Annotated in this window: 20 protein-coding genes; 13 read left to right on the forward strand and 7 right to left on the reverse strand. The window is 39.3% G+C overall.

The features are described 5' to 3' along the window. Positions 1-369: 369 nt before the first annotated feature. Positions 370-2,181 carry a translation elongation factor 4 gene (gene lepA, locus VB691_RS08360; RefSeq protein ID WP_323291030.1) on the reverse strand — a complete coding sequence of 604 codons (1,812 nt, stop codon included), beginning with the start codon at positions 2,179-2,181 and terminating at the stop codon, positions 370-372. A gap of 156 nt (positions 2,182-2,337) precedes the next feature. Here lepA and VB691_RS08365 point away from each other — a divergent pair, with 156 nt between their 5' ends. The 8 genes from VB691_RS08365 to VB691_RS08400 all read left to right on the forward strand — a co-directional run bounded on the left by VB691_RS08365 (position 2,338) and on the right by VB691_RS08400 (position 13,181). Beyond that, a complete protein-coding gene (locus VB691_RS08365) occupies positions 2,338-3,546 on the forward strand; it encodes a hypothetical protein (RefSeq protein WP_323291031.1) in 1,209 nt (402 codons plus the stop codon). 59 nt (positions 3,547-3,605) lie between these two features. Beyond that, positions 3,606-4,367 (forward strand): type I methionyl aminopeptidase, encoded by a 762-nt coding sequence (gene map, locus VB691_RS08370; RefSeq protein ID WP_323291032.1) that lies wholly within the window; start codon positions 3,606-3,608, stop codon positions 4,365-4,367. Next, a complete protein-coding gene (locus VB691_RS08375) occupies positions 4,367-4,738 on the forward strand; it encodes a VOC family protein (RefSeq protein WP_323291033.1) in 372 nt (123 codons plus the stop codon). Before map ends, VB691_RS08375 begins: the two co-directional genes overlap by 1 nt. A 166-nt stretch (positions 4,739-4,904) precedes the next feature. Then, positions 4,905-5,660 (forward strand): peptidylprolyl isomerase, encoded by a 756-nt coding sequence (locus VB691_RS08380; protein ID WP_323291034.1) that lies wholly within the window; start codon positions 4,905-4,907, stop codon positions 5,658-5,660. Between the two features lie 112 nt (positions 5,661-5,772). Next, positions 5,773-8,778, forward strand: a complete 3,006-nt coding sequence (locus tag VB691_RS08385) for a peptidase domain-containing ABC transporter (protein WP_323291035.1) — start codon at positions 5,773-5,775, stop codon at positions 8,776-8,778. Positions 8,779-8,800: 22 nt separating this feature from the next. Then, the gene (locus tag VB691_RS08390) at positions 8,801-10,537 is read left to right on the forward strand and encodes an HlyD family efflux transporter periplasmic adaptor subunit (protein WP_323291036.1); all 1,737 of its coding nucleotides are present in this window, start codon (positions 8,801-8,803) and stop codon (positions 10,535-10,537) included. A 26-nt stretch (positions 10,538-10,563) separates the two neighbouring features. Continuing rightward, complete coding sequence (locus VB691_RS08395) at positions 10,564-11,808, forward strand: ATP-grasp domain-containing protein (RefSeq protein WP_323291037.1); 1,245 nt, start codon at positions 10,564-10,566, stop codon at positions 11,806-11,808. A gap of 452 nt (positions 11,809-12,260) precedes the next feature. After that, a complete protein-coding gene (locus tag VB691_RS08400; RefSeq protein WP_323291038.1) occupies positions 12,261-13,181 on the forward strand; it encodes a CoA-binding protein in 921 nt (306 codons plus the stop codon). Here the strand turns inward: VB691_RS08400 and VB691_RS08405 are convergent. Both VB691_RS08405 and VB691_RS08410 read right to left on the reverse strand, forming a co-directional pair. Continuing rightward, positions 13,178-13,414: an EF-hand domain-containing protein gene (locus VB691_RS08405; protein ID WP_323291039.1), complete on the reverse strand. Its 237-nt coding sequence runs from the start codon at positions 13,412-13,414 to the stop codon at positions 13,178-13,180. The genes VB691_RS08400 and VB691_RS08405 overlap by 4 nt on opposite strands. Before the next feature lie 102 nt (positions 13,415-13,516). Further along, positions 13,517-13,999 carry a hypothetical protein gene (locus VB691_RS08410; RefSeq protein WP_323291040.1) on the reverse strand — a complete coding sequence of 161 codons (483 nt, stop codon included), beginning with the start codon at positions 13,997-13,999 and terminating at the stop codon, positions 13,517-13,519. Between the two features lie 230 nt (positions 14,000-14,229). On the opposite strand from VB691_RS08410, the gene VB691_RS08415 reads away from it, so the two are divergent. Then, positions 14,230-15,645, forward strand: a complete 1,416-nt coding sequence (locus tag VB691_RS08415) for an IctB family putative bicarbonate transporter (protein WP_323291041.1) — start codon at positions 14,230-14,232, stop codon at positions 15,643-15,645. 73 nt (positions 15,646-15,718) lie between these two features. On the opposite strand, the gene VB691_RS08420 is transcribed toward VB691_RS08415, so the two are convergent. Continuing rightward, positions 15,719-16,297, reverse strand: a complete 579-nt coding sequence (locus VB691_RS08420) for a Uma2 family endonuclease (protein WP_323291042.1) — start codon at positions 16,295-16,297, stop codon at positions 15,719-15,721. Between the two features lie 144 nt (positions 16,298-16,441). Between VB691_RS08420 and VB691_RS08425 the strand changes: the two genes are divergently transcribed. Then, positions 16,442-17,317, forward strand: a complete 876-nt coding sequence (locus tag VB691_RS08425) for an MBL fold metallo-hydrolase (protein ID WP_323291043.1) — start codon at positions 16,442-16,444, stop codon at positions 17,315-17,317. On the opposite strand, the gene VB691_RS08430 is transcribed toward VB691_RS08425, so the two are convergent. Continuing rightward, a complete protein-coding gene (locus VB691_RS08430; RefSeq protein WP_323291044.1) occupies positions 17,314-17,658 on the reverse strand; it encodes a hypothetical protein in 345 nt (114 codons plus the stop codon). The genes VB691_RS08425 and VB691_RS08430 overlap by 4 nt on opposite strands. Before the next feature lie 89 nt (positions 17,659-17,747). Between VB691_RS08430 and VB691_RS08435 the strand changes: the two genes are divergently transcribed. Then, positions 17,748-18,680 (forward strand): cation diffusion facilitator family transporter, encoded by a 933-nt coding sequence (locus VB691_RS08435; RefSeq protein ID WP_323291045.1) that lies wholly within the window; start codon positions 17,748-17,750, stop codon positions 18,678-18,680. 81 nt (positions 18,681-18,761) lie between these two features. Here the strand turns inward: VB691_RS08435 and VB691_RS08440 are convergent, their stop codons facing one another. Next, the gene (locus VB691_RS08440; RefSeq protein WP_416244878.1) at positions 18,762-18,998 is read right to left on the reverse strand and encodes a DUF6887 family protein; all 237 of its coding nucleotides are present in this window, start codon (positions 18,996-18,998) and stop codon (positions 18,762-18,764) included. A 289-nt stretch (positions 18,999-19,287) separates the two neighbouring features. Between VB691_RS08440 and VB691_RS08445 the strand changes: the two genes are divergently transcribed. Together VB691_RS08445 and VB691_RS08450 are read left to right on the forward strand one after the other, a co-directional pair. After that, a complete protein-coding gene (locus VB691_RS08445; RefSeq protein ID WP_323291047.1) occupies positions 19,288-19,518 on the forward strand; it encodes an antitoxin AF2212-like protein in 231 nt (76 codons plus the stop codon). 10 nt (positions 19,519-19,528) lie between these two features. Beyond that, positions 19,529-19,804 carry a type II toxin-antitoxin system PemK/MazF family toxin gene (locus tag VB691_RS08450; protein WP_323291240.1) on the forward strand — a complete coding sequence of 92 codons (276 nt, stop codon included), beginning with the start codon at positions 19,529-19,531 and terminating at the stop codon, positions 19,802-19,804. Here VB691_RS08450 and VB691_RS08455 read toward each other — a convergent pair. Further along, positions 19,730-20,302 (reverse strand): PEP-CTERM sorting domain-containing protein, encoded by a 573-nt coding sequence (locus VB691_RS08455; protein ID WP_323291048.1) that lies wholly within the window; start codon positions 20,300-20,302, stop codon positions 19,730-19,732. The two genes, VB691_RS08450 and VB691_RS08455, sit on opposite strands and share 75 nt — an antisense overlap. Positions 20,303-20,325: the final 23 nt, after the last annotated feature.

Below are 20,325 nucleotides of genomic sequence, written 5' to 3' on the forward strand. Positions count from 1 at the left end.
GTTTGAGTTTGGCGATCGCTGTTACTGTACCTCATGAATCCGAGAAACGCTATATCTTCTATCAGCAAAACATGACAGATCTCATTGGACATTGTTAGTTAAAAATTAAACCTCAGATGGAAAGGTCTTTCTATCTTGATATTATTATGATAAACCGAATGTCGGCGCGATCTCTCAAGAAAATTAATTATTAATAAGGCTTAACTTTTATTATTGGGTCAAGGCGGGCTGCCATTCCTCATCAACCAAGACTTTCACATCAAAATAAGTCTCTAAACTCGGTATAGTTTTTATTATGGCAAAAAAATCTAGAGACGTTTCATGCAATGTCTCTAGTTACAATTCTTGAAAAATATTAAGTAATAATACTTATTGTTGGTCTAATTTTAGGACAGCCATAAAAGCTTCTTGAGGAACATCTACAGTACCGATCGCTTTCATGCGTTTTTTCCCTTTGGCTTGTTTTTGCAGCAGTTTCTTCTTACGGGAAATGTCCCCACCATAACATTTGGCCAAGACATCTTTTCGTAAGGCGGGAATATGTTCACTAGCAATAATTTTGGCACCAATGGCCGCTTGAATGGGAACTTTAAATTGATGACGAGGAATCAATTCTTTGAGCTTTTCTGTCAAAGCACGACCTACATAATAGGCCTTATCCCGATGAACAATCATGGCCAAAGCATCCACACTATCACCATTAACCAGAATCTCTAATTTAACTAAGGGATTTTCTCGATAGCCAATCAAATGATATTCCATACTGGCATAACCCCTGGTTCTTGACTTTAATTGATCAAAAAAGTCTGTCACCACTTCTGCTAAAGGTAACTCATAAATTACGGCGGTTCTGGATAGGGTAAAGTAGCGCATATCCTTGAATATACCGCGCCGACCTTGACACAATTCCATCAAAGTCCCCACATAGGCCTCTGGAGTGATCATCTCCACCTGAACATAGGGTTCTTCCACCTTTTCCTGTTTTTGGGGAGGGGGTAGCAAACTGGGATTTTCAATTTCAAATACTTCCCCATCAATGGTGGTAACTCGATAAACAACAGAGGGGGCCGTGGTAATTAAATCGAGGTCATATTCCCTTTCCAAACGCTCTTGGACAATTTCCATGTGCAGTAAACCCAAGAACCCACAACGGAAACCAAACCCCATAGCACTCGAAGTTTCGGGTTCATAGGAAAGGGCAGCATCGTTAAGTTTTAGCTTTTCTAGGGCTTCTTTCAAGTCTCCATATTGATCTGCATCAGTGGGAAATAACCCACAGAAGACCATGGGTTTTGCTTCTGTGTAGCCTGGTAAGGGTTCTTTTGACGGTTTTTGCGATAAGGTAATGGTATCGCCCACCCTGGCATCTTCTACGGCTTTGATCGCAGCCGCGAAATAGCCTACCTCTCCGGCGTGGAGTTCATCTACTTGAATTTGGTTAGGGGAGAGAACCCCTAATTCATCAATTACGTATTCTTTCTCAGAGGCCATTAAACGGACGCGATCGCCTTTTTTCACCCGACCATCCATGACCCGAAAATAAACAATAACCCCCCGATAGGCATCATAATAACTATCAAAAATTAAAGCTCTTAGGGGTTCATTCACCGTATCCTGGGGAGGAGGAACCAGATGAACGATAGATTCTAAAATCTCATCCACCCCAATTCCTGCTTTAGCAGAGGCTTTAATGATATTACTGCAATCTAGACCCACGACTTCTTCTATTTCATTGGCCACCCTTTCGGGTTCAGATCCTGGTAAGTCAATTTTATTTAAAACTGGAATAATTTCTAAGTTATTTTCTAAGGCAAGATAAACATTGGCCAGGGTTTGCGCTTCTACCCCTTGGGAGGAATCTACCACTAATAAGGCCCCTTCACAAGCTGCCAAAGAACGGGAGACTTCATAGGAAAAGTCAACGTGGCCAGGGGTATCAATGAGGTTGAGGACGTATTTTTCACCATCTTTGGCTGTATAATTCATCCGTGCGGCTTGGAGTTTGATGGTAATCCCCCGTTCCCGTTCCAAATCCATATTATCGAGGAATTGCTCTTTCATCTGTCGTTGTGCGACAGTGTTAGTCACTTGCAACATCCGATCAGCTAAGGTGGACTTACCGTGATCGATATGGGCGATGATGGAGAAGTTACGAATGCGAGAAACAGGAACGTCGGTCATAGAGGGTGTGGTTGGGGTGAGTTTGCAGAAATTAGCCTACTGTAACTTAATTGTAATATCGATTTTCCCAAAACGCTGCTAAGATTCTATAAACTTGAAAGTAATTCTGCTACTTAGAAAATTGTTAACACTTTAATTTAGCATTATTTATAGGTCATGATGATTATTATTGATGCTAGGCAACCCGCAGTTAAACTCAAAAAAGCAGTTATTTTTATCCCTGGGTTTAAATATCATGGTTTGTCTAACTTTTTATTAGATAAAATACAAAGAAAATACAAATTTTTTCAAGCTTACCGAGAATTAACTCAGGATAATCTTCAGATCAAGCAAGTCGAGTTAACTACTTGTATTCTTGATATTTATGAAGTTGATTGGACAGAAGATATCCCAAAAATCAGTTCTAATAATTTACAAAAATTATTCTTAAGTATATGGTTATTAGGTTATTGGACTTTTTCTCGTATTTGGTCAACTTTTCGCAATTCACCTCTCTTGGTTATTTACTCTTTATTGTCATTGATTATTTTAATAATATGGATCATAGCTAATACTTTATTATTAATAATAATATTAATTAATTTTACAGGACAAACCTCGGTAGCTTTTTTATCAATTATCTCTGACAATATTTTAGATTTTATCAATAGTTTATATTTGTGGTGTTTGAAATCTACTTGGATTAATATACAGTGGTTTGCTTGGGGTTTAGTGATTGCCTGGTTATTTTCTTTTTCTATCTCTGAGCCAATTAATTTAGGTTTAGAACTTTCTCACTTTACCAAGGAATATCTTAAATCAAATCCTCTCAGAATTAGTGTGCGAAATCGAGTTTTAAGTATTTTAAATCCTATTTTAAGCAATCAGGATTATGATGAAATAATTATCATTGCTCATAGTTTTGGGGTGGTAATTGGGGCGGAATCTTTGGGACATACTTTACTGTCTTGTCCGAAACCTGTCAAATTTATTTCTTTTGGGAATAATTTAGTTTTCTTGTCAAAAAAAGAATCCAAGTTAATTGAAAATATTGTTTCAAAATGTCTTGCAAATTTGATTGAATTAAATTCAACTAATCAACTTGATACTCATTATTGGATTGATTACTGGGCAGAATTTGATTGGTTTTGTACTAAAATTCCACTGAAACTATTTAAAAAATCTCATTTAAGCAATGACACAATTAGAACTAGATTTCAAAGAAATAAAGTATTTTATCGGATTAATAATATTTTAAATCTCTTCACAGGAAAATATCATTTAATTTATTTTGAAGATGAATCTTATGTAAAAAACAATCAAGGAGAACCCATTGGAGTTCTAAAGAGAATATTTAATCTTATAACCAGAATTGATGTTAATTGAGAACCAAATTTTGTTATCATAGTAGAAACTTTATATTTAAACATTCTCAGACAAAACCCATGGGAGAAACCATCACCCTATTATCTAAGCGAGAAATTGAAAAAATGCGTCGGGCCGGACGTTTAGCAGCGCAGTTACTGGAACATTTGGCCCCCATGGTAAAACCTGGGGTAAGTACCTTAGAACTTAATGATGAGGCGGAAAGATGGACACAAGCTCATGGGGCAAAAAGCGCACCTCTAGGCTATCATGGCTTTCCTAAATCTATTTGCACTAGCATTAATCATGTCATTTGTCATGGCATTCCTAACGAGAAACAAATTCTTCAAGAGGGGGATATTATTAACATTGATGTCACCCCAATTTTAGATGGTTATTATGGTGATACTTCCAAAACTTTTATCGTAGGAACCCCTTCCCCTCTCGCTAAAAAATTAGTAGAAGTGACAGAAAAATGTTTAATGCAAGCCATTGAAAGCGTTAAACCTGGGGGCAAAATTGGAGATATTGGGGCTGCTATCCAAGAATGTGCGGAACCTCAAGGCTTTTCAGTGGTGCGGGATTTTGTGGGCCATGGTATTAGTAATGTTTTTCATACGGCCCCCCAAGTTCCTCATTATGGTACAAGAGGAAAAGGTAAAAGGTTACGGCCAGGTATGGTGTTTACTATTGAACCGATGATCAATGAAGGAACCTGGGAAGGTATTATTCTAGATGATGGTTGGACGGCTATTACCAAAGATGGTAAATTATCGGCACAGTTTGAACATACCATTGCCGTCACAGAAACGGGTGTAGAAATTTTAACCCTTTTAGAATAATGGGATTGGCTTATAGTAACGCCTTTGTCACCTTAGCCGCCACAAACTTTGAACAGGTGGTGCAATTTTATCATCAACTTTTATCCCAAACCCCTCACCCTTATCAACCAGGCCGTTATGCAGAATTTCAGATTTCAGGGTTAAGGTTGGGTATTTTTCAGCCCCAACCAAGTCATCAACAGGAGTTTAGTAACTCATTAGGGAGTGGGTTGAGTTTGTGTTTAGAAGTTGAAAATTTAGAAACCGCGATCGCTTTGTTGACGGAGATGGGTTATTCTCCTCCTGGAAACATCAATACAGCGTCCCATGGGAGAGAAATTTATGGTTATGATCCTGGGGGAAACCGTTTGATTTTACATCAATACAAGTGACTTTTTTCGTTTAAGATTGACTATGGGGTAAATTCTACTAGATAACCTTGAAGTCATTTGATTTTGTCTGTCCAGAAATCCTAACCCCTGATAGCCAACATTGATTGTTGACTGTCTCTCTCGGTAAAAAAACTGAGATTGTCACCCACAGAAGAACGGGAAAAAAATGAGTATTGTCTTGCAAATTGGCGATCAAGAGATCTCAGACGAGGATTTATATCCCTTATTGGCAGAGTATCGACTATTGCCCCAATTGGCCAAAGAAATTATCATCGATCAAGCGATCGCCGACATCACCTGTACTCCAGAAGAAACAGCCCTAGCTCAACAACAGTTTTATCAAAAGAACCAACTGACCAACGAAGCTCAGTTAAAAGCTTGGTTAGAGTATCATGGCATGACCCCTCAACAATTAGAAGTGGTAAGTGTTCGGGACTTAAAAATTGAGAAATTTAAACAACTCACCTGGAGCGACAAATTAGATACCTACTTTGTCAAATGTAAAGGGCAACTGGATCGGGTGGTTTATTCCCTGATTCGGACGAAAGAAGCAGGCATTGCCCAAGAACTTTATTTTCGGATTCAAGAAGGAGAAAATAGTTTTGCCGAACTGGCCAGACAATATTCCGAAGGCTCAGAAGCCCAAACAGGAGGACTAATTGGCCCGGTGGAACTGAATGTTCCTCACGAAAGAATAGCTCAAATCCTCTCTGCTAGTCGCCCCGGACAATTATCACCCCCAACGCGAGTCGGAGAGTGGTGGATTATTCTACGCTTAGAAAAATATGTGTCAGCCCAACTAGATGAAGCCACCAGACAAAGACTGATCAATGAATTATTTCAAGGATGGTTGTTAGCCCAAACTCAACAAAATGTTACTTTCTCCCCCATAATAGAAGCCGTTGAAATAACACAAGCCTAAAAAGAAGTGTGGGGAGAGGGGAAAGTGTAGGAGGGATCAGGAAAATCAATCTCTATCACTTCCAAACTCCCAAACTCCCAAACTTCCAAACTCCCAAAATGCCAACTTAACTATGACTCATACAACCACTGAGATACAAGACTTTCTTCGTCATTTAGCCTCCTTTGAGCAACTCCCAGACTCAGCAATTGCAGATTTAGCCCAAAAATGTCAGATCTGGCGTTATCGCATGGGTCAAGTGATTCTCATGCGAGGGAAAGTATCTTCTCACCTGACCATTCTCATAGAAGGACAAGCGCGACTTTTAGGGTATGATCCTCGAACCCAAATGCCCAGTACCCTAGAATTACTCAAACCAGGGTCGATCATGGGTTCGGTTAATTGGGTGCGGGGGGTTCCCTGTGAAACCGCGATCGCCTCCACAGAATCCGTCGGTTTAACCATTTCTCAAGAAGATTTTCAGGCCTTAATCGAAAAATATCCCGCCCTCAAAGCGACCTTTAAAGACCAATGTAGTTTGGTAGAAATCTTTGACTTATTAGGGGTTTACCTGGAACAACAGGCCCAAGGAGAAGGAGATCTCAAATCTTTGGCCCAAGAAGTCTTAGAAGATACTCAGGTTTATTATCTCCCCCTAGACCAACCCTTATCCGCCCAAAATCTTCCCCCACAAAATGGCAAAATTTGGTTAGTCAGTGGTGGTGGGGAAATGGAAAATTTTCCCGTGGGCAGCAGTTTAACCAACATCACTAATCTTAAGACAAAAATTACGGGAAATCAGCCCGTGCGTTTAGTAGGCTTTCCTCCCCCATTGTCTCCAACTTCCTCACCCCAGACGACAGATCACCACCCCCAAGCGGCTGATAAATCAGGTTTAGTCTCCTCATCAGTGGCAAAAGATATCCCCTATGCGGATGCTGAACTGGTGGGGCAATCTCCCCTACCCAAATCATCCCAAGAAGGACGAAAAAGAAACAATTATCCTTTTATTAAGGGAAAAACCCTTGTAGACATTGGCTCGGCTTGTTTTCAAATGCTCAGTCAATATTTTGGGATGCCCTACCGTCGGGATGTGATTCGTCGCATTTTGGTTGAACAATTACAACGGACGGGGAGTTTATCATTGCCCCTTTGTGGTGCCATTACGGAATTAATGGGACTCAATGCCCAATTAATTAAGATTCCGGCTTCCTCCTTTACGCAATTAAAAACTCCGGCCTTAATTAACTGGCAAAATAGTTTAGCGATTTTGTACGATGTCAGTGAGAAAGAAGTCATCGTGGCGGTGCCGGAAATTGGCATCGTTCGTCGTCGTCCCAAGGACTTTTTAGATACCTGGGGAAAGAGTGGGGAAGTATTGTTACTTCAAATGACAAAAGAAACCCCCCAAGAAAGGTTTGGCTTACATTGGTTTATTCCAGCCTTAAAACAATATCGTCGGGTATTAATTGAAGTTTTTATCGCATCCTTCTTTGTGCAGCTATTCGGGTTAGCTAATCCCTTAATGATTCAGGTGATCATTGATAAGGTTATTGTACAAAACAGTGCGGATACATTACAAGTCTTAGGGTTCTTTCTCCTAATTATTGCGGTTTTTGAAGCGGTTTTAACCACATTACGAACTTATTTGTTTGTGGATACGACCAACCGCATTGATATGAGTTTGGGATCAGAAATTATCGATCACTTATTACGTTTACCCTTACGGTATTTTGAAAAGCGACCAGTCGGGGAAATTTCGACTAGGGTGAATGAATTAGAAAATATTCGTCAGTTTCTCACCGGAACCGCCTTAACGGTGGTCTTAGATGCGGTTTTTTCCGTAGTTTATATTGCGGTGATGATCTTTTATAGCCCGATTTTGACCTTAGTGGCCCTGGCTATTGTCCCGATTTTTGTGGCCATGACCTTAGTCTTTTCCCCCACAATTCGCCGTCAACTCAGGATAAAAGCGGAACGCAACGCCCAAACCCAATCCTATTTAGTCGAGGTAATGTCAGGGATACAAACCGTTAAAGCTCAGAATATTGAACTGCGATCGCGGTGGCAATGGCAAGATAAATATTCCCGTTATGTCTCCGCAGGGTTTAATACAGTTATTACTTCTACCTTAGCCAGTTCTATCAGTAGCTTCCTCAATAAACTGTCCGGGTTATTAGTGTTATGGGTGGGGGCTTATTTAGTGTTAGAAGGAGAACTGAGTTTAGGACAATTAATCGCCTTTCGGATTATTTCTAGTTATGTTACCTCTCCCATTTTACGGTTAACTCAACTCTGGCAAAACTTCCAAGAAACTGCCCTCTCCTTAGAACGGTTAGCGGATATTGTCGATACCCCCCAAGAAGCAGAACGCGATCGCCAAAACATTCCCATGCCTGCGGTTCAGGGAGATGTTAAATACGAAAATATCTGTTTCCGCTTTAAACAACATGGGCCCCTACAACTACAGAACATTAACATTGATTTTCCTGCCGGAACCTTTATTGCTGTTGTGGGGGGAAGTGGTGCCGGAAAAAGTACCCTCACTAAATTAATTTCGCGGTTATATGAACCAGAATCTGGGCGAATTTTGATTGATGGTTATGATATTGCTAAAGTGGAACTATATTCCCTACGTCGTCAGGTGGGAGTTGTTCCCCAAGAAACCCTATTATTTGATGGCACAGTTCAGGAGAACATTGCTCTAACCAACCCTGATGCCACCACTGAGGAAATTATCGGAGCGGCCCAAGTAGCTGCGGCTCATGAGTTTATCATGGGTCTACCTCAAGGGTACAATTCAAAAGTAGGGGAAAGAGGATCAGCCCTTTCTGGGGGACAGAAACAACGGATTGCGATCGCTCGTTCCGTTCTGCAAAATCCTCGGATTCTCGTCTTAGACGAGGCTACCAGTGCCTTAGACTATGCCACTGAACAACAAGTTTGTTTAAACCTCTTGAAAGCCTTTAACGATCGCACGGTCTTCTTTATTACTCACCGTTTAGGTACCATTAGAAGTGCCGATGTAATTGTTATGATGGATTCAGGGTCAGTGGTTGAACAAGGAACCCATGAAGAATTAATGGCCATGAAAGGTCGATATTATTACCTCTATCAACAACAAGAAGCAAATCAGTAATTGTAAGATTTCCCAAAATATTATGAGTCAAGCCAACGGAAATAAAGAGACAGAGAAGAATCTCACCCAGTCCAACCAAAATGGGTCAAATTCTACCCTCACCACTACCCAGAAATTTAATGATGATCCCCTCGGTCAAAATTTGTTAGCCTCCATCAACTCTGAACAAGCAGTGATCCTGCGTCAATCTCCCAGTTGGTCACGGGGAGTGGTTTGGACGATTATTGGGGTAACAACGGCCAGTCTTCTTTGGGCTTCGATCGCCAGAATTGAACAAGTGATCGCCGCTAAAGGACAACTCAAACCTCAAGCAACTGTTAAAGAAATTCAGGCTCCTGTTAATGGCGTTGTCGAAGAAGTTTTTGTCAAAGATGGAGATCATGTCAAGGCAGGAGACATTATTGTTACTTTAGATTCAGAAGCCAGCACTGCTGACTTAGTTTCCTTACAAAAAGTCAGACAGTCCCTCGAACAAGAAAACAGATTTTATCGTACCTTAATGGATCAATCTCTAGATCCCCTACAAGTAGAACGAGAGATTATTAAACTCAAATTACCCGTAGAAGTCGCCGCCTTGGCCCGTAACCGTACAGCTTTGATGGCAGAAACTCGACTTTATCAAATTCAATTAGGGAACAACGTTCCAGGGGCCAACTTAAGCCCTGATCAACGGGCCAGACTGCAAGCGGCCCTAGGGGAAGCCTCTTCCCGTGAATCTGCAGCCCAATTAGAGATGGAACAATTAGAAAAACAACTCAGACAAACTCAAGCGCAGTTAGCTGATGCCAAAAAACAATTAAACGATGACCGCAAAGTTCTCGACGCAATTGGACAACGAAATAAAGAAGCATTAGCAGATGCTCAAAAAGCCTTAGCCATTGACGAAAAAATTCTCGCCGATATTGAACCCTTACAAGAAGAAGGGGGAGTGGCCCGACTCCAAGTTGAAAGACAACGACAAACTATTACGGAACGAAAACAACGATTAACAGAACAAATTGCTAATGGCACCATTGAATATGATCGACAACGGCAACAAGTCCAAGATCGAACCAAAGAGATTGAACGTTTTACAGAAGAAGAAAGACGCTTTGAATTAGCGATCAATCAAGCTAAAGCCAGATTAACCAACACGGTAACATTGAGTGAGAAAGATGTCCGAGATAAGATGTCAGATAACCAAGAAAGAATTGCGGAAATTGACAGTCAATTAAATAAAGTGGTGGTAGAAAATGACAAACGCATCGCTGAATTAGGCAGTCAAATTAGTCGGGCCAAAGTAACATTAAAATATCAAGCGATTAAAGCCCCGGTTAGTGGAATTGTGTTTGATTTAAACGCAGCACCTGGTTATGTTCCTTCCCCAAACCAAACGGAACCCTTACTAAAAATTGTCCCCGATGATAGCCTGGTGGCTGAGGTGGATATTACTAATGAAGATATTGGTTTTGTGCAGGTCGGCCAGAAAGCTGATGTGCGGATTGATTCTTTTCCTTTTAGCGAATTTGGGGATATTAAAGGAGAAGTTCTTTCTATTGGTTCAGATGCCTTAGAACCCGATGAAATTCATCGTTTCTATCGATTCCCTGCTAAAATTAAACTCAATGAACAAGTTCTCAGAAGCGGCGATCGAGAGATTCTTCTCCAATCAGGAATGTCCGTCAGTGTTAACATTAAAATTCGGGAAGATCGCACTGTGCTGAGTCTTTTCTCAGAACTCTTTACCGATAAAGTGGACACACTCAAAGGAGTTCGTTAACTCCCGCCAAGGACAAAACATCAAATATGGATTTACTGGAATATCAGGCTAAAGAACTGTTTCATCAGGTGGGCATCCCGATTTTGCCCTCTCAACCCATTGCCAATCTTAGTGAACTCAAACACCTCCATATTCCCTATCCTGTGGTATTAAAATCTCAAGTCCATTCCGGGGGAAGGGGGAGGGCCGGAGGCATTCGCTTTGTCCAAAATACCATTGATGCAGTAGCCGCCGCTCAAGCTATTTTTAGTTTGCCCATTCTTGGGGAATATCCAGAAGTAATCCTCGCAGAAGCGCGTTATGATGCTCAAGAAGAATTCTTTCTCTCAATTCTGTTAGATTATCAGCTACAGTGTCCGGTTTTATTGGGATCGGCTAGGGGCGGAATTGATGTGGAAACTCTGCTCAGCCATATGCACAAAGTCGTGTTAGATCAGGGCTTTTCTCCCTTTTATGCCCGTCGGTTAGCGACCAAAATGGGCTTGAAAGGTCGCTTAATTCATGGTATTAGTGCGATAGTTGAAAAGATGTATCAACTATTCATCGAAAAAGACCTGGATTTAGTTGAAATTAATCCCCTGGCCGTCAGTGCGGCCGGAGAGGTGATGGCCCTCGATGGGAAAATTACGGTCAACGATACCGCCTTATCTCGTCATCTAGATTTGCTCTGTTTAGCAACCCCTAACGGCGAACATAAGTCTAACCTCTCCCCTGTTCAAATGATGGGGCAAACCCCTTCCCAAAAACCTCGGTGGGTGGGAACTTCTCAGGGTGAGGGCAATGTGGGGATTATTTGTAATAGTTGGGGACTAACCTTAACGACTTGGGATCTGTTGGTACATCAAAAAAGTCAACCCGCTTGCGCCTTTGTCATTGAAGAAAAGGGCAGCACCACATCTTTCGCGAAACAACTCGATATTGCTTTAGAAAAGATGCTGAAATTGCCAGAATTACAAGTCGTTTTGATTAATATTTTGGGAAATGGTTCAACCTCCGAAATGGCGGCCCAAGTCATCGCTGACTATTGTCAACCCTTTGTCAATCAACAAAATACTGAAGATCGTTTACCTCGGCCCACTGGCACAAATGTGCCTCGGAAACGGGGAAAACCCACGCCAACCAAAGTACAACCCTTTCAATTAGTGATACGGTTGATCGGGGGAAATTTGGAGAAAATACAAGAGACAGTGGCGGTTTTACCGATTTATTGGCTCGAAGATCTCAAAAGCGCGGTTGAAAAAACGGCTACTTTGGCAGGTTCTAAAGCATGATTAACGAGTTCGGGAGGGAGAAATCCCCGCTATTCGGAACGAAAATCGAGGGATGAAAGCCAGGGCAGGGTTTTTGTGATAAGGTAGAAGTGGCCGTAAGGTAAAAACCACCAATTGAGCCGAAGTTGGAATGTATCCATCCAAGATGAGAGTGAAAGACAGTCGCAAGACGGGGCCGACCGAACTTGGGAAATACGAAAAAAAATTGTAGAAATCAGACAAACTACCCAGGGACTCTGGGAAACGAAAACGCCTGATTAGTCGTTCTGTCGGGGAACCAACAGTGGGAGATGTACTCATCGCTTGTACCAATGTGTTCTAGATAAGTGGCGAAACCTCGTGTAAACGGGAATAACCAGGAATGCCCTATCGTGAGTTAGGGAGGTTCCCCGCACGAAGATTAGGTCGTGCGTGGGAGGATGTCACAGCACTAACCCAGACGAAAATACCTTATGAAATGGCAAGCAGATAGTAAAATTTTAATTCAAGGCATTACGGACGTTCTAGGAGCAGATTATGCCATTCGTATGAAGGGCCAAGGGACAAATATAGTAGCAGGGATTAGTTTAGAAGGAGAAACCCCAGAAATTGACAGTATTCCTGTCTTTACTTTGGTGGAAGAAGCGGTGAAACAGTTAGGGGAAATTGAGATCAGCTTGATTTTTACCCCTCCCTATCAAGTCTTGGATGCTGGTTTAGAGGCGATCGCCGCTGGTATTAAACAGCTAGTCATTATCACTGCTGGGGTTCCACCACTGGATATGGTTAAGTTATTAGCTCAAGCTCAAGCAAATAATACGTTTGTTTTGGGATCGGGCAGTGGGGGTTTATTAGTTCCTGATCAGTTTTGGTTGGGGATCATGGAACCGGATTTTTATTGCGTTGGCCCCGTTGGGCTAATTAGTCGCTGCGATCGCGTTATTGATGAGGTGGCCAGGGAATTAACCCAGGCCGGTTTCGGTCAGTCTTTAGCCGTTAGTTTAGGGAGTGATGGGATTATTGGCTCAGATTTTGAGCAATGGTTACAGATCATGGAGGAAGATGAGACGACGGAGATTATCGTGTTATTGGGACAACCTAATAGTAGTGGGGAAGTTTTGGCCGCAGAATATATCGAGTCAGGGATTGAAAAACCTGTTATTGCTTATATTCCTGGAATTTATGCGCCTTTTGAACGGAATTTTGGGGACGCTACCAGTATTATCGCCAGCCAATTGTCCTATAAAATGAAAGCAGAAACAACGGAAAATAAAACCATTGCTGCGTTAAAAAAAGCTAAGGTCAAAATTGTTCAAAGTCCTGGAGAAATTCCTAAGATAGTTAAAGGAATTCTTGCCAGTAAAAAGAGTAAAGTAAAAACATCAGAAGCTTAATTAGCTAAAGAAACAAACTCATCAAAAGTAATAAAACCATCATGATTAAGGTCACATTTATTAAAGGTTGATTGAACTGCTGATGTGATATCGATATCCGTTTCTTTTCCCCAAATCGTTTCTAATAATTCTCTTAATTCTTGTGGGTCAATTTTCCCATTATTATCTTTATCAACCTCTTGAAAGAATTTTCTTAAATCTTCTATTTGATGGTTATTTAATGAAATCTTCATGATTTTTTCTCCTCCTTAAGTATCTAAACTATAGCATTTCTTGGACTCATGAGGCTTCGCCATGATCTCACTGTCGAAGCCTGTTCCCTTAAACAATGAGAATTATCGACAACCTTTAACTGAAATACTATAGGATTTAGCAATAGATTCGGCATCACCTACAAACAAGTTTATCTGATAAGGTTGTTCATTATTACGGGAATTTCCTGACATGGTTAAAGATTTACCAGAAGAAAGATTAGGCTTGTTGTTATAAACTTCATCTGCCGTTCCTTGATTGTATTTGAGATACATTTTAATTGAATAAGTTCCGCTACTTTCTGGTATTAAAGTAGCGACAAATCTCTTGTATTTAACATTACTATCAACAGCAAAATCCGTATTCCAGTTATCTCTTTTTAAACTAGCAATTCCAACAGGAATACTAGGCGCAGATACAGTTTTTTGTACAATAGTTTGCCCTGGTTCCCCACCAACAGCTACTAAAGGCGTGCAAGTTTCAGCCGAAAATGATGGACGATGAACACTTAAAGTTAGGGTCGATGAAATAAACAAAATTGCTACAATAAATATTGGTTTGCTCATGTCAGAATTTAGCAAGTATTGTTTTTAAACCTTTTATAATTAAATTTATCATAATTCAGGTTAATCAAGCAAAAAAAGACTATCTATCATGATAACCCAGGGAACAAAAAAGCATCAATTCTTATCAACCCCTATTACAACGCCACTTAAGGGCATTTTCGTGATAATCGGTTGACAAAACGAAACCCGATCACCGATAACTAATAACTAATCATCTTTGGTAATGGTTCATGAATTCAACTTGGGATCAAATTACCCTCTCTTACTTTTCCGCGAAAACCTGGCTAAATGCTAGTTATGTCTATCGTATCGTTGGGTTATTCAGTCAATGGCGACAGGGCAGCTTTCTTCTACAATGGGGAGAGGCCATTGGTGCGCTATTGTTAAGTATTGTCTTTCTTTTTAGCCCCTTTGTCACCACAGGGTTAATCGGAGTCTGGTTAGCCGCTATTACCGCTTATTGGGTACTGTTAACTGTCTCTGATACCCAAAAACCAGGACTAACCCCCATTCATCTCTTAGTGTTCGTCTATTGGGGAATTTCTGCGGTAGCTGTGGCTTTTTCTCCGGTTAAAGCAGCAGCTTTTGCCGGGTTTATTAAATTGACATTGTATTTGATATTTTTTGCTTTCTCGGCTCGAATTTTGCGATCGCCTCGTCTAACTAATTGGTTAATTAGCGTCATTTTAGGCATCGGTTTATTGGTCAGTTCCTATGGGGTGAGACAGCAAATTTTTGGAGTAGAACAATTAGCAACCTGGAATGATCCTACCTCTGAATTTGCCAATGCAACCAGGGTTTATAGTTATTTAGAAAATCCTAATTTACTATCTTCCTATATTTTACCAGCCATTGCTTTTAGTATTTCTGCTCTTTTCGTCTGGAAAGGATTATTACCTAAAGTATTAGCTGCTACGATGGTAATGGTAAATATTGCTTGTCTTTATTTTACAGGTAGTCGGGGCGGTTGGATTGCCATAATGGCTTTATTTGTCGCTTTTTTCTTATTGTTTTTTGTCTGGTTTAAAAACAATCTTTCTCCCTTTTGGCGTAAGTGGTTATTACCTGTTGTATTTGGGAGTTTAGGCGGCTTACTTTTCGTAGCAATTATATCAGTTGATCCCTTAAGAGGGAGGGTGATGAGTATTTTTGCCGGACGACAAGATAGTAGTAATAATTTCCGCATGAATGTGTGGATGGCCGTAATAGAAATGATCCGCGATCGCCCTTTAATTGGTATTGGCCCAGGAAACAGTGCTTTTAATAAGATTTATCCCCTCTATATGAGTCCTAAATATAGTGCTTTAAGTTCTTATTCTGTCCTCTTAGAAACTGCTGTTGAAACTGGGTTTATTGGGTTAAGTATCTTTGTTTGGTTAATTGTAGTAACTGTTAATCAAGGAGTACAACAAATCCAACGATTAAGGGATACAAATAACCCTCATGCTTTTTGGATAATTGCTGCGATCGCTGCCATGGCCGGATTATTGGCCCAAGGGATGTTTGATACTGTTTGGTATCGTCCCCAAGTTAATACATTATGGTGGTTTTTAGTAGCTTTAATTGCTAGTCAATATCAACCAAAATCTAAAGATAATGTTGTTGATACTATTGATGAAACTGAGTTTTTAACAGTAAATCATTAGAGAATAGGGGTCAACGGCCGTTGACCCCTACAAGTTATCTTCTGTCGTATTTTTGGGGTACAAATTAATGATTTTATATCTTAAGATTGTCATAGACATCAGAAATTTTTAAATCAATATTTACCGAATTTAAGTGAATTATTCCCTCTTGATCTTGATAATCTTGTAATAACCATTGATGGTCATTTATTTTCGTATAATGTTCAATTAAATAATCAGATTGACTGATTAAAATATATTCTTTAAATTGAGGAATTGAGCGATAATATAAAAATTTATCTCCCCTATCATAACTAGAAGTTGATGGAGATAATACCTCAAAAATTAGACAAGGATTTATAATTTCATCCGTTCGATTTTCATTAAAAATAGGTTGTCCTGAAATAACCATAATATCAGGATAAACCCCTCGACTATATTGAGGAATCCATAATCTTAGATCACTAGAATAAATGTAATTATCTGTTTTACCCAAAGCTAATTTTAAGCAAAAAATCAGGTTTATAATGATTGCATTATGATTAAGTGTGCCACCAGTCATTGCGATAATTTCTCCATTATGATATTCATGTTTAAATTCTGAGGTTTCCTGTAATTTTCGATAATCTTCAAGAGAATCAATTTTAGTCGTTTGGGGTGATTGGATTAGCATAATAATTTAGTCTTAGACTTCCTTTTCTATTCTAATCTAAATATCTGAATCTGTCGGGGTAATTCATGAATTACCCCTCGCAAAAACAAAATTGATCTTCGCTTGTTATACTAAAGATAAATTGAACATTTTACAGTTAAAATCATGGCTACATTACAAAAACGTCGTTCAGAAAATATCAACGGCAACTTTTATGTTGATAATACCTGCATCGATTGTGATACCTGTCGTTGGATGGCCCCTGAAGTATTTCATCGAGATAATAATCAATCAGCCGTTTATCATCAACCCACAAATAAAAACGAAGAATTAGAAGCATTTCAAGCCCTTCTTTCTTGTCCCACTGCTTCCATTGGAACCGTAGAAAAGCCAGATAATATTAAACAAATTCAGCAAACTTTTCCCATATTAATTGATAAAAATGTTTATCATTGTGGCTATCATGCAGAAAAATCTTTTGCTGCTGCTAGTTACTTCATTCAACGAGAAGAAGGCAATATTTTAATTGATTCTCCTCGGTTTTCACCTCCTTTAGTAAAACAAATTGAAGCGATGGGAGGCATTCATTATCTATATTTAACCCATAAAGATGATGTAGCAGATCATGAAAAATTTGCTCAACATTTTGGTTGTGAAAGAATCCTTCATGTTGATGATATTAACGAAAAAACTCAAGGGGTAGAAATCCAATTATCAGGGAATGAAACCCTAGAATTATCCCCTGATCTTCTTATTATTCCTGTTCCTGGCCATACCAAAGGCCATACAGTTCTACTTTACCAACAAAAATATCTTTTTACTGGCGATCATTTAGCTTGGTCATCTTCTTTAAATCATCTCTATGGTTTCCATCGTTTTTGTTGGTATAATTGGTCAGAACAGATTATTTCCATGAAAAAATTGGCCAATTATTCCTTTGAATGGATCTTACCTGGCCATGGTCATCGTTATCATAGTGATCAAGAAACTATGAAACAACAAATGCAACAATGTATTAGTTGGATGATGGAACAAACTTAAGCAACTTGTTCTAAATATTGTCCTAAATCTTCAATCAAACGGGTTAATTCTGCTTCTGTGGTTAAGCGAATTCTTTCATCTCTAACCGTTAACAATACTTTAGCGGCAAAGGGACTAGGATAAATATTAGGATTACAAAAAACCTCTAAAAATACCTCTCCTGCTTGTCGATATTCCATGGATTTTTGGGGTTGAGGCCTTCCCCCACTGGCCGCATTCGCTGCCACAGTTTTTAGGCATTGCATTAACTGATCAATTTCCAGTTTAAGGGCTTTTGCCGAGTCGGTTGAAAAATTAAACGTAATCGATCCTTGTACTAAATTAAGGGTAAGTTGGGCCATGATTGAATTAAATTTAAGGACTACAATAAGACTAAGATATCCTTATTATCGCAATCATTGGCCTCAACATTTCATTCAATTTTAATATTGTGTTACAAGATAATCGTTCTAAAGTCCGCCAAGTCTTGCTAATTACCCTATTTCTCAATCTTCTTGTGATGGGGTTAAAAGCGGTTGTGGGCGTGATGACAGGTTCTTTAAGTTTACAAGCAGACGCACTCCATAGCGTCACCGACAGTGCAAATAATGTGTTAGGGTTGGTAGCCAGTCATTTTTCCTCCCCCATTCCCGATCGCCATCATCCCTATGGACATCAAAAATATGAAGGCATAGCAGCGTTAGGTATTGCGGCCTTTTTAGTGATTGCTTGCTTTGAAATTATACGAGGGGCAGTAGAAAAAATTTGGCATGGAGGAGATCCGGTTAAAATATCGGGGGGACAATTATGGATTTTATTAATTGTATTAGGAATTAATATTTTTGTCGCATTTTATGAACGTCGTGTCGGGTTGCAGGTAAATAGTCCCATTTTAATCGCTGACGCTTACCATACCATGAGTGATATTTGGGTGACAATTATGGTATTAGCTGGATTAATTGGTATTTGGCAAGCTGAAAATTTAAACTTACCACAATTGCAACAATTAGATGTAATTTTAGCTTTTCCTGTGGCTATTTTAGTCTTTACCAGTGGTTGGGAAGTAGTGCGATCTAATTTACCTTGGTTAGTAGATGAAATGGCCGTTCCTCCAGAAACTATTTATGAGATAGTAATGGAGGTTCCTGGTGTTGTTAACTGTCATAATATAGCTTCACGGGGTGTTGTAGGGCGACAAGTTTTTATGGAAATGCACTTAGTTGTAGAAGCTGATGATGTGGAAACTGCTCATAAAATTACAGAAACAGTAGAAATGCTATTAGAAGAACAGTTTAATCCGGTGCGGGTTATTATTCATGTAGAACCCCCTAGTTATCAGTCTTCTGAGATTAGTTTTGGCCCTGATATTCATCAAAAAAAATAGATTTATAACGATAATTATAACAACTAGACATTTTTACCTTCGTTTTGAATAATTAATCCATATACGAAGGTCTTGTCTGAATCAAGTTGCGTCATTCGATTTCATTGTTTCTTTGAGACGTTCTTGAATCGCTGTTTTCATAATATTAATATTTTCTTCGATAGGAAGTCCATCTTTGGCAAGGGGTGGATAATGTTTGGTATCTTCATCGGACTGACGACGACTAAATAGGTGACGAATAGCTTCCATGTCATCTCTATGGGTTAAAACATAGGCTTTGAGGTCTGTTTTACTCATTGTGCTAAAATCGGGTTTCATAAAAAGTACCAACCTCCATCTGAGGGAACATTCAACAATTGACAATGAACAATGGACAATTGACAATTACCTCTACCTAAAAGGTAGAGGATTGAAAATAAGGAAAAATTTTTTAATTTCTCCCCTTAAAAGAGGAGGTTTTAAACCAAATTAACCAATTGTCAATTGTCAATTGTCCATTGATAAATGGCAGCTTACCTCAATTATAATCTATGAACTATGTTAACATTAGATTAAAATATTTAGTAGAGGACAGAGGCCAACTAATTTATCTTGTTTGTGAAGAAAAATGATAAGTCAAAAAATTACGGCTGTTTTCAATGGAGAGGCTTTTTACCCAATGGAAACTTGTAATCTTAAACCGAATACTAAGGTAACAATAACCATTGAGACTGAATTAATGGATGAAGAACAATTAAAAATGATGGCTAATGATCCTGATATTTTAGAAGTAACTAATGCGATTAATCAAGAATTTATGATAACAGAAATGGATGGATTAACCGAAAATGACGATTGAAAGAGGTCAAATGTATTTTGTTAATCTTAACCCCATTCAGGGTAAAGAACAAGCCGGAGTTAGACCTGTTTTAGTTTTATCTATCAATGCTATTAATCAATTACCCCTAGTGATAACATTAAAATATTTAAAAAATCCCCTAGAAACAACCAGAGGACTATTTTTATTATCAATATATCATAGGGGCATAATATATTATGCCTCTACCAATTTATTTTTTCTTACTATTCTTGGCAAGTTTGCGTTTAAAATTAGCACCAAATCCGATGGCAGTTGCTGCACCTAACATGGTCAGGGGTTCAGGTTCAGGTACAGATTTAACTTCAATAACTCCCCTGAAGGATTCTTGCCCATCGATATCATTCCAGCCTCCTGGTAAATGTTGATTCATTGCAGTATAGTCTTCTCCATTGCCGGAATCAGTAGGCTCAGCTAGAACCCAGTTAGTAAATGTTACAGATTCTCCACTAATCCACTTAAATACACCTTCTTCATCTTGATCGGTGAATCCAATCCATAAAGATTCAGAGGTTCCGAAGGTATTAAGCAAAAATTGATGCTCTGCTAAATCGTTAACGGTTACTAAATTACCACCTATTGCTTGTGCTTGTGCCTGTGCCCCCGTCCATGTATCAAAATTTGTGAGGGAATATTGACTGTTGTTGAAAGTGAAAGTAGTAGCCTGAGCTGATTGATTGATCAAGATAGAAAAGATACTGCCACCGATTAATAAGCTAGGCTTTACCCACCTACGAAAATTGATAAGTTTTGCCAAACTAAACATAGTTAAACTCCTTAAACAAATTA

It is taken from the genome of Crocosphaera sp. XPORK-15E, assembly GCF_034931425.1.
Lineage (GTDB): Bacteria > Cyanobacteriota > Cyanobacteriia > Cyanobacteriales > Microcystaceae > UHCC-0190.

Coding starts and splice junctions, on each gene's coding strand:
- VB691_RS08425 (WP_323291043.1), top strand. CDS start 16,442: ATGGCTACATTACAAAAACGTCGTTCAGAAAATATCAACGGCAACTTT.
- VB691_RS08405 (WP_323291039.1), bottom strand. CDS start 13,414: ATGAAGATTTCATTAAATAACCATCAAATAGAAGATTTAAGAAAATTC.
- VB691_RS08430 (WP_323291044.1), bottom strand. CDS start 17,658: ATGGCCCAACTTACCCTTAATTTAGTACAAGGATCGATTACGTTTAAT.
- VB691_RS08450 (WP_323291240.1), top strand. CDS start 19,529: ATGTATTTTGTTAATCTTAACCCCATTCAGGGTAAAGAACAAGCCGGA.
- VB691_RS08410 (WP_323291040.1), bottom strand. CDS start 13,999: ATGAGCAAACCAATATTTATTGTAGCAATTTTGTTTATTTCATCGACC.
- VB691_RS08385 (WP_323291035.1), top strand. CDS start 5,773: ATGACTCATACAACCACTGAGATACAAGACTTTCTTCGTCATTTAGCC.
- VB691_RS08380 (WP_323291034.1), top strand. CDS start 4,905: ATGAGTATTGTCTTGCAAATTGGCGATCAAGAGATCTCAGACGAGGAT.
- lepA (WP_323291030.1), bottom strand. CDS start 2,181: ATGACCGACGTTCCTGTTTCTCGCATTCGTAACTTCTCCATCATCGCC.
- VB691_RS08400 (WP_323291038.1), top strand. CDS start 12,261: ATGAAATGGCAAGCAGATAGTAAAATTTTAATTCAAGGCATTACGGAC.
- map (WP_323291032.1), top strand. CDS start 3,606: ATGGGAGAAACCATCACCCTATTATCTAAGCGAGAAATTGAAAAAATG.
- VB691_RS08415 (WP_323291041.1), top strand. CDS start 14,230: ATGAATTCAACTTGGGATCAAATTACCCTCTCTTACTTTTCCGCGAAA.
- VB691_RS08455 (WP_323291048.1), bottom strand. CDS start 20,302: ATGTTTAGTTTGGCAAAACTTATCAATTTTCGTAGGTGGGTAAAGCCT.
- VB691_RS08365 (WP_323291031.1), top strand. CDS start 2,338: ATGATGATTATTATTGATGCTAGGCAACCCGCAGTTAAACTCAAAAAA.
- VB691_RS08440 (WP_416244878.1), bottom strand. CDS start 18,998: ATGAAACCCGATTTTAGCACAATGAGTAAAACAGACCTCAAAGCCTAT.
- VB691_RS08395 (WP_323291037.1), top strand. CDS start 10,564: ATGGATTTACTGGAATATCAGGCTAAAGAACTGTTTCATCAGGTGGGC.
- VB691_RS08445 (WP_323291047.1), top strand. CDS start 19,288: ATGATAAGTCAAAAAATTACGGCTGTTTTCAATGGAGAGGCTTTTTAC.
- VB691_RS08390 (WP_323291036.1), top strand. CDS start 8,801: ATGAGTCAAGCCAACGGAAATAAAGAGACAGAGAAGAATCTCACCCAG.
- VB691_RS08375 (WP_323291033.1), top strand. CDS start 4,367: ATGGGATTGGCTTATAGTAACGCCTTTGTCACCTTAGCCGCCACAAAC.
- VB691_RS08420 (WP_323291042.1), bottom strand. CDS start 16,297: ATGCTAATCCAATCACCCCAAACGACTAAAATTGATTCTCTTGAAGAT.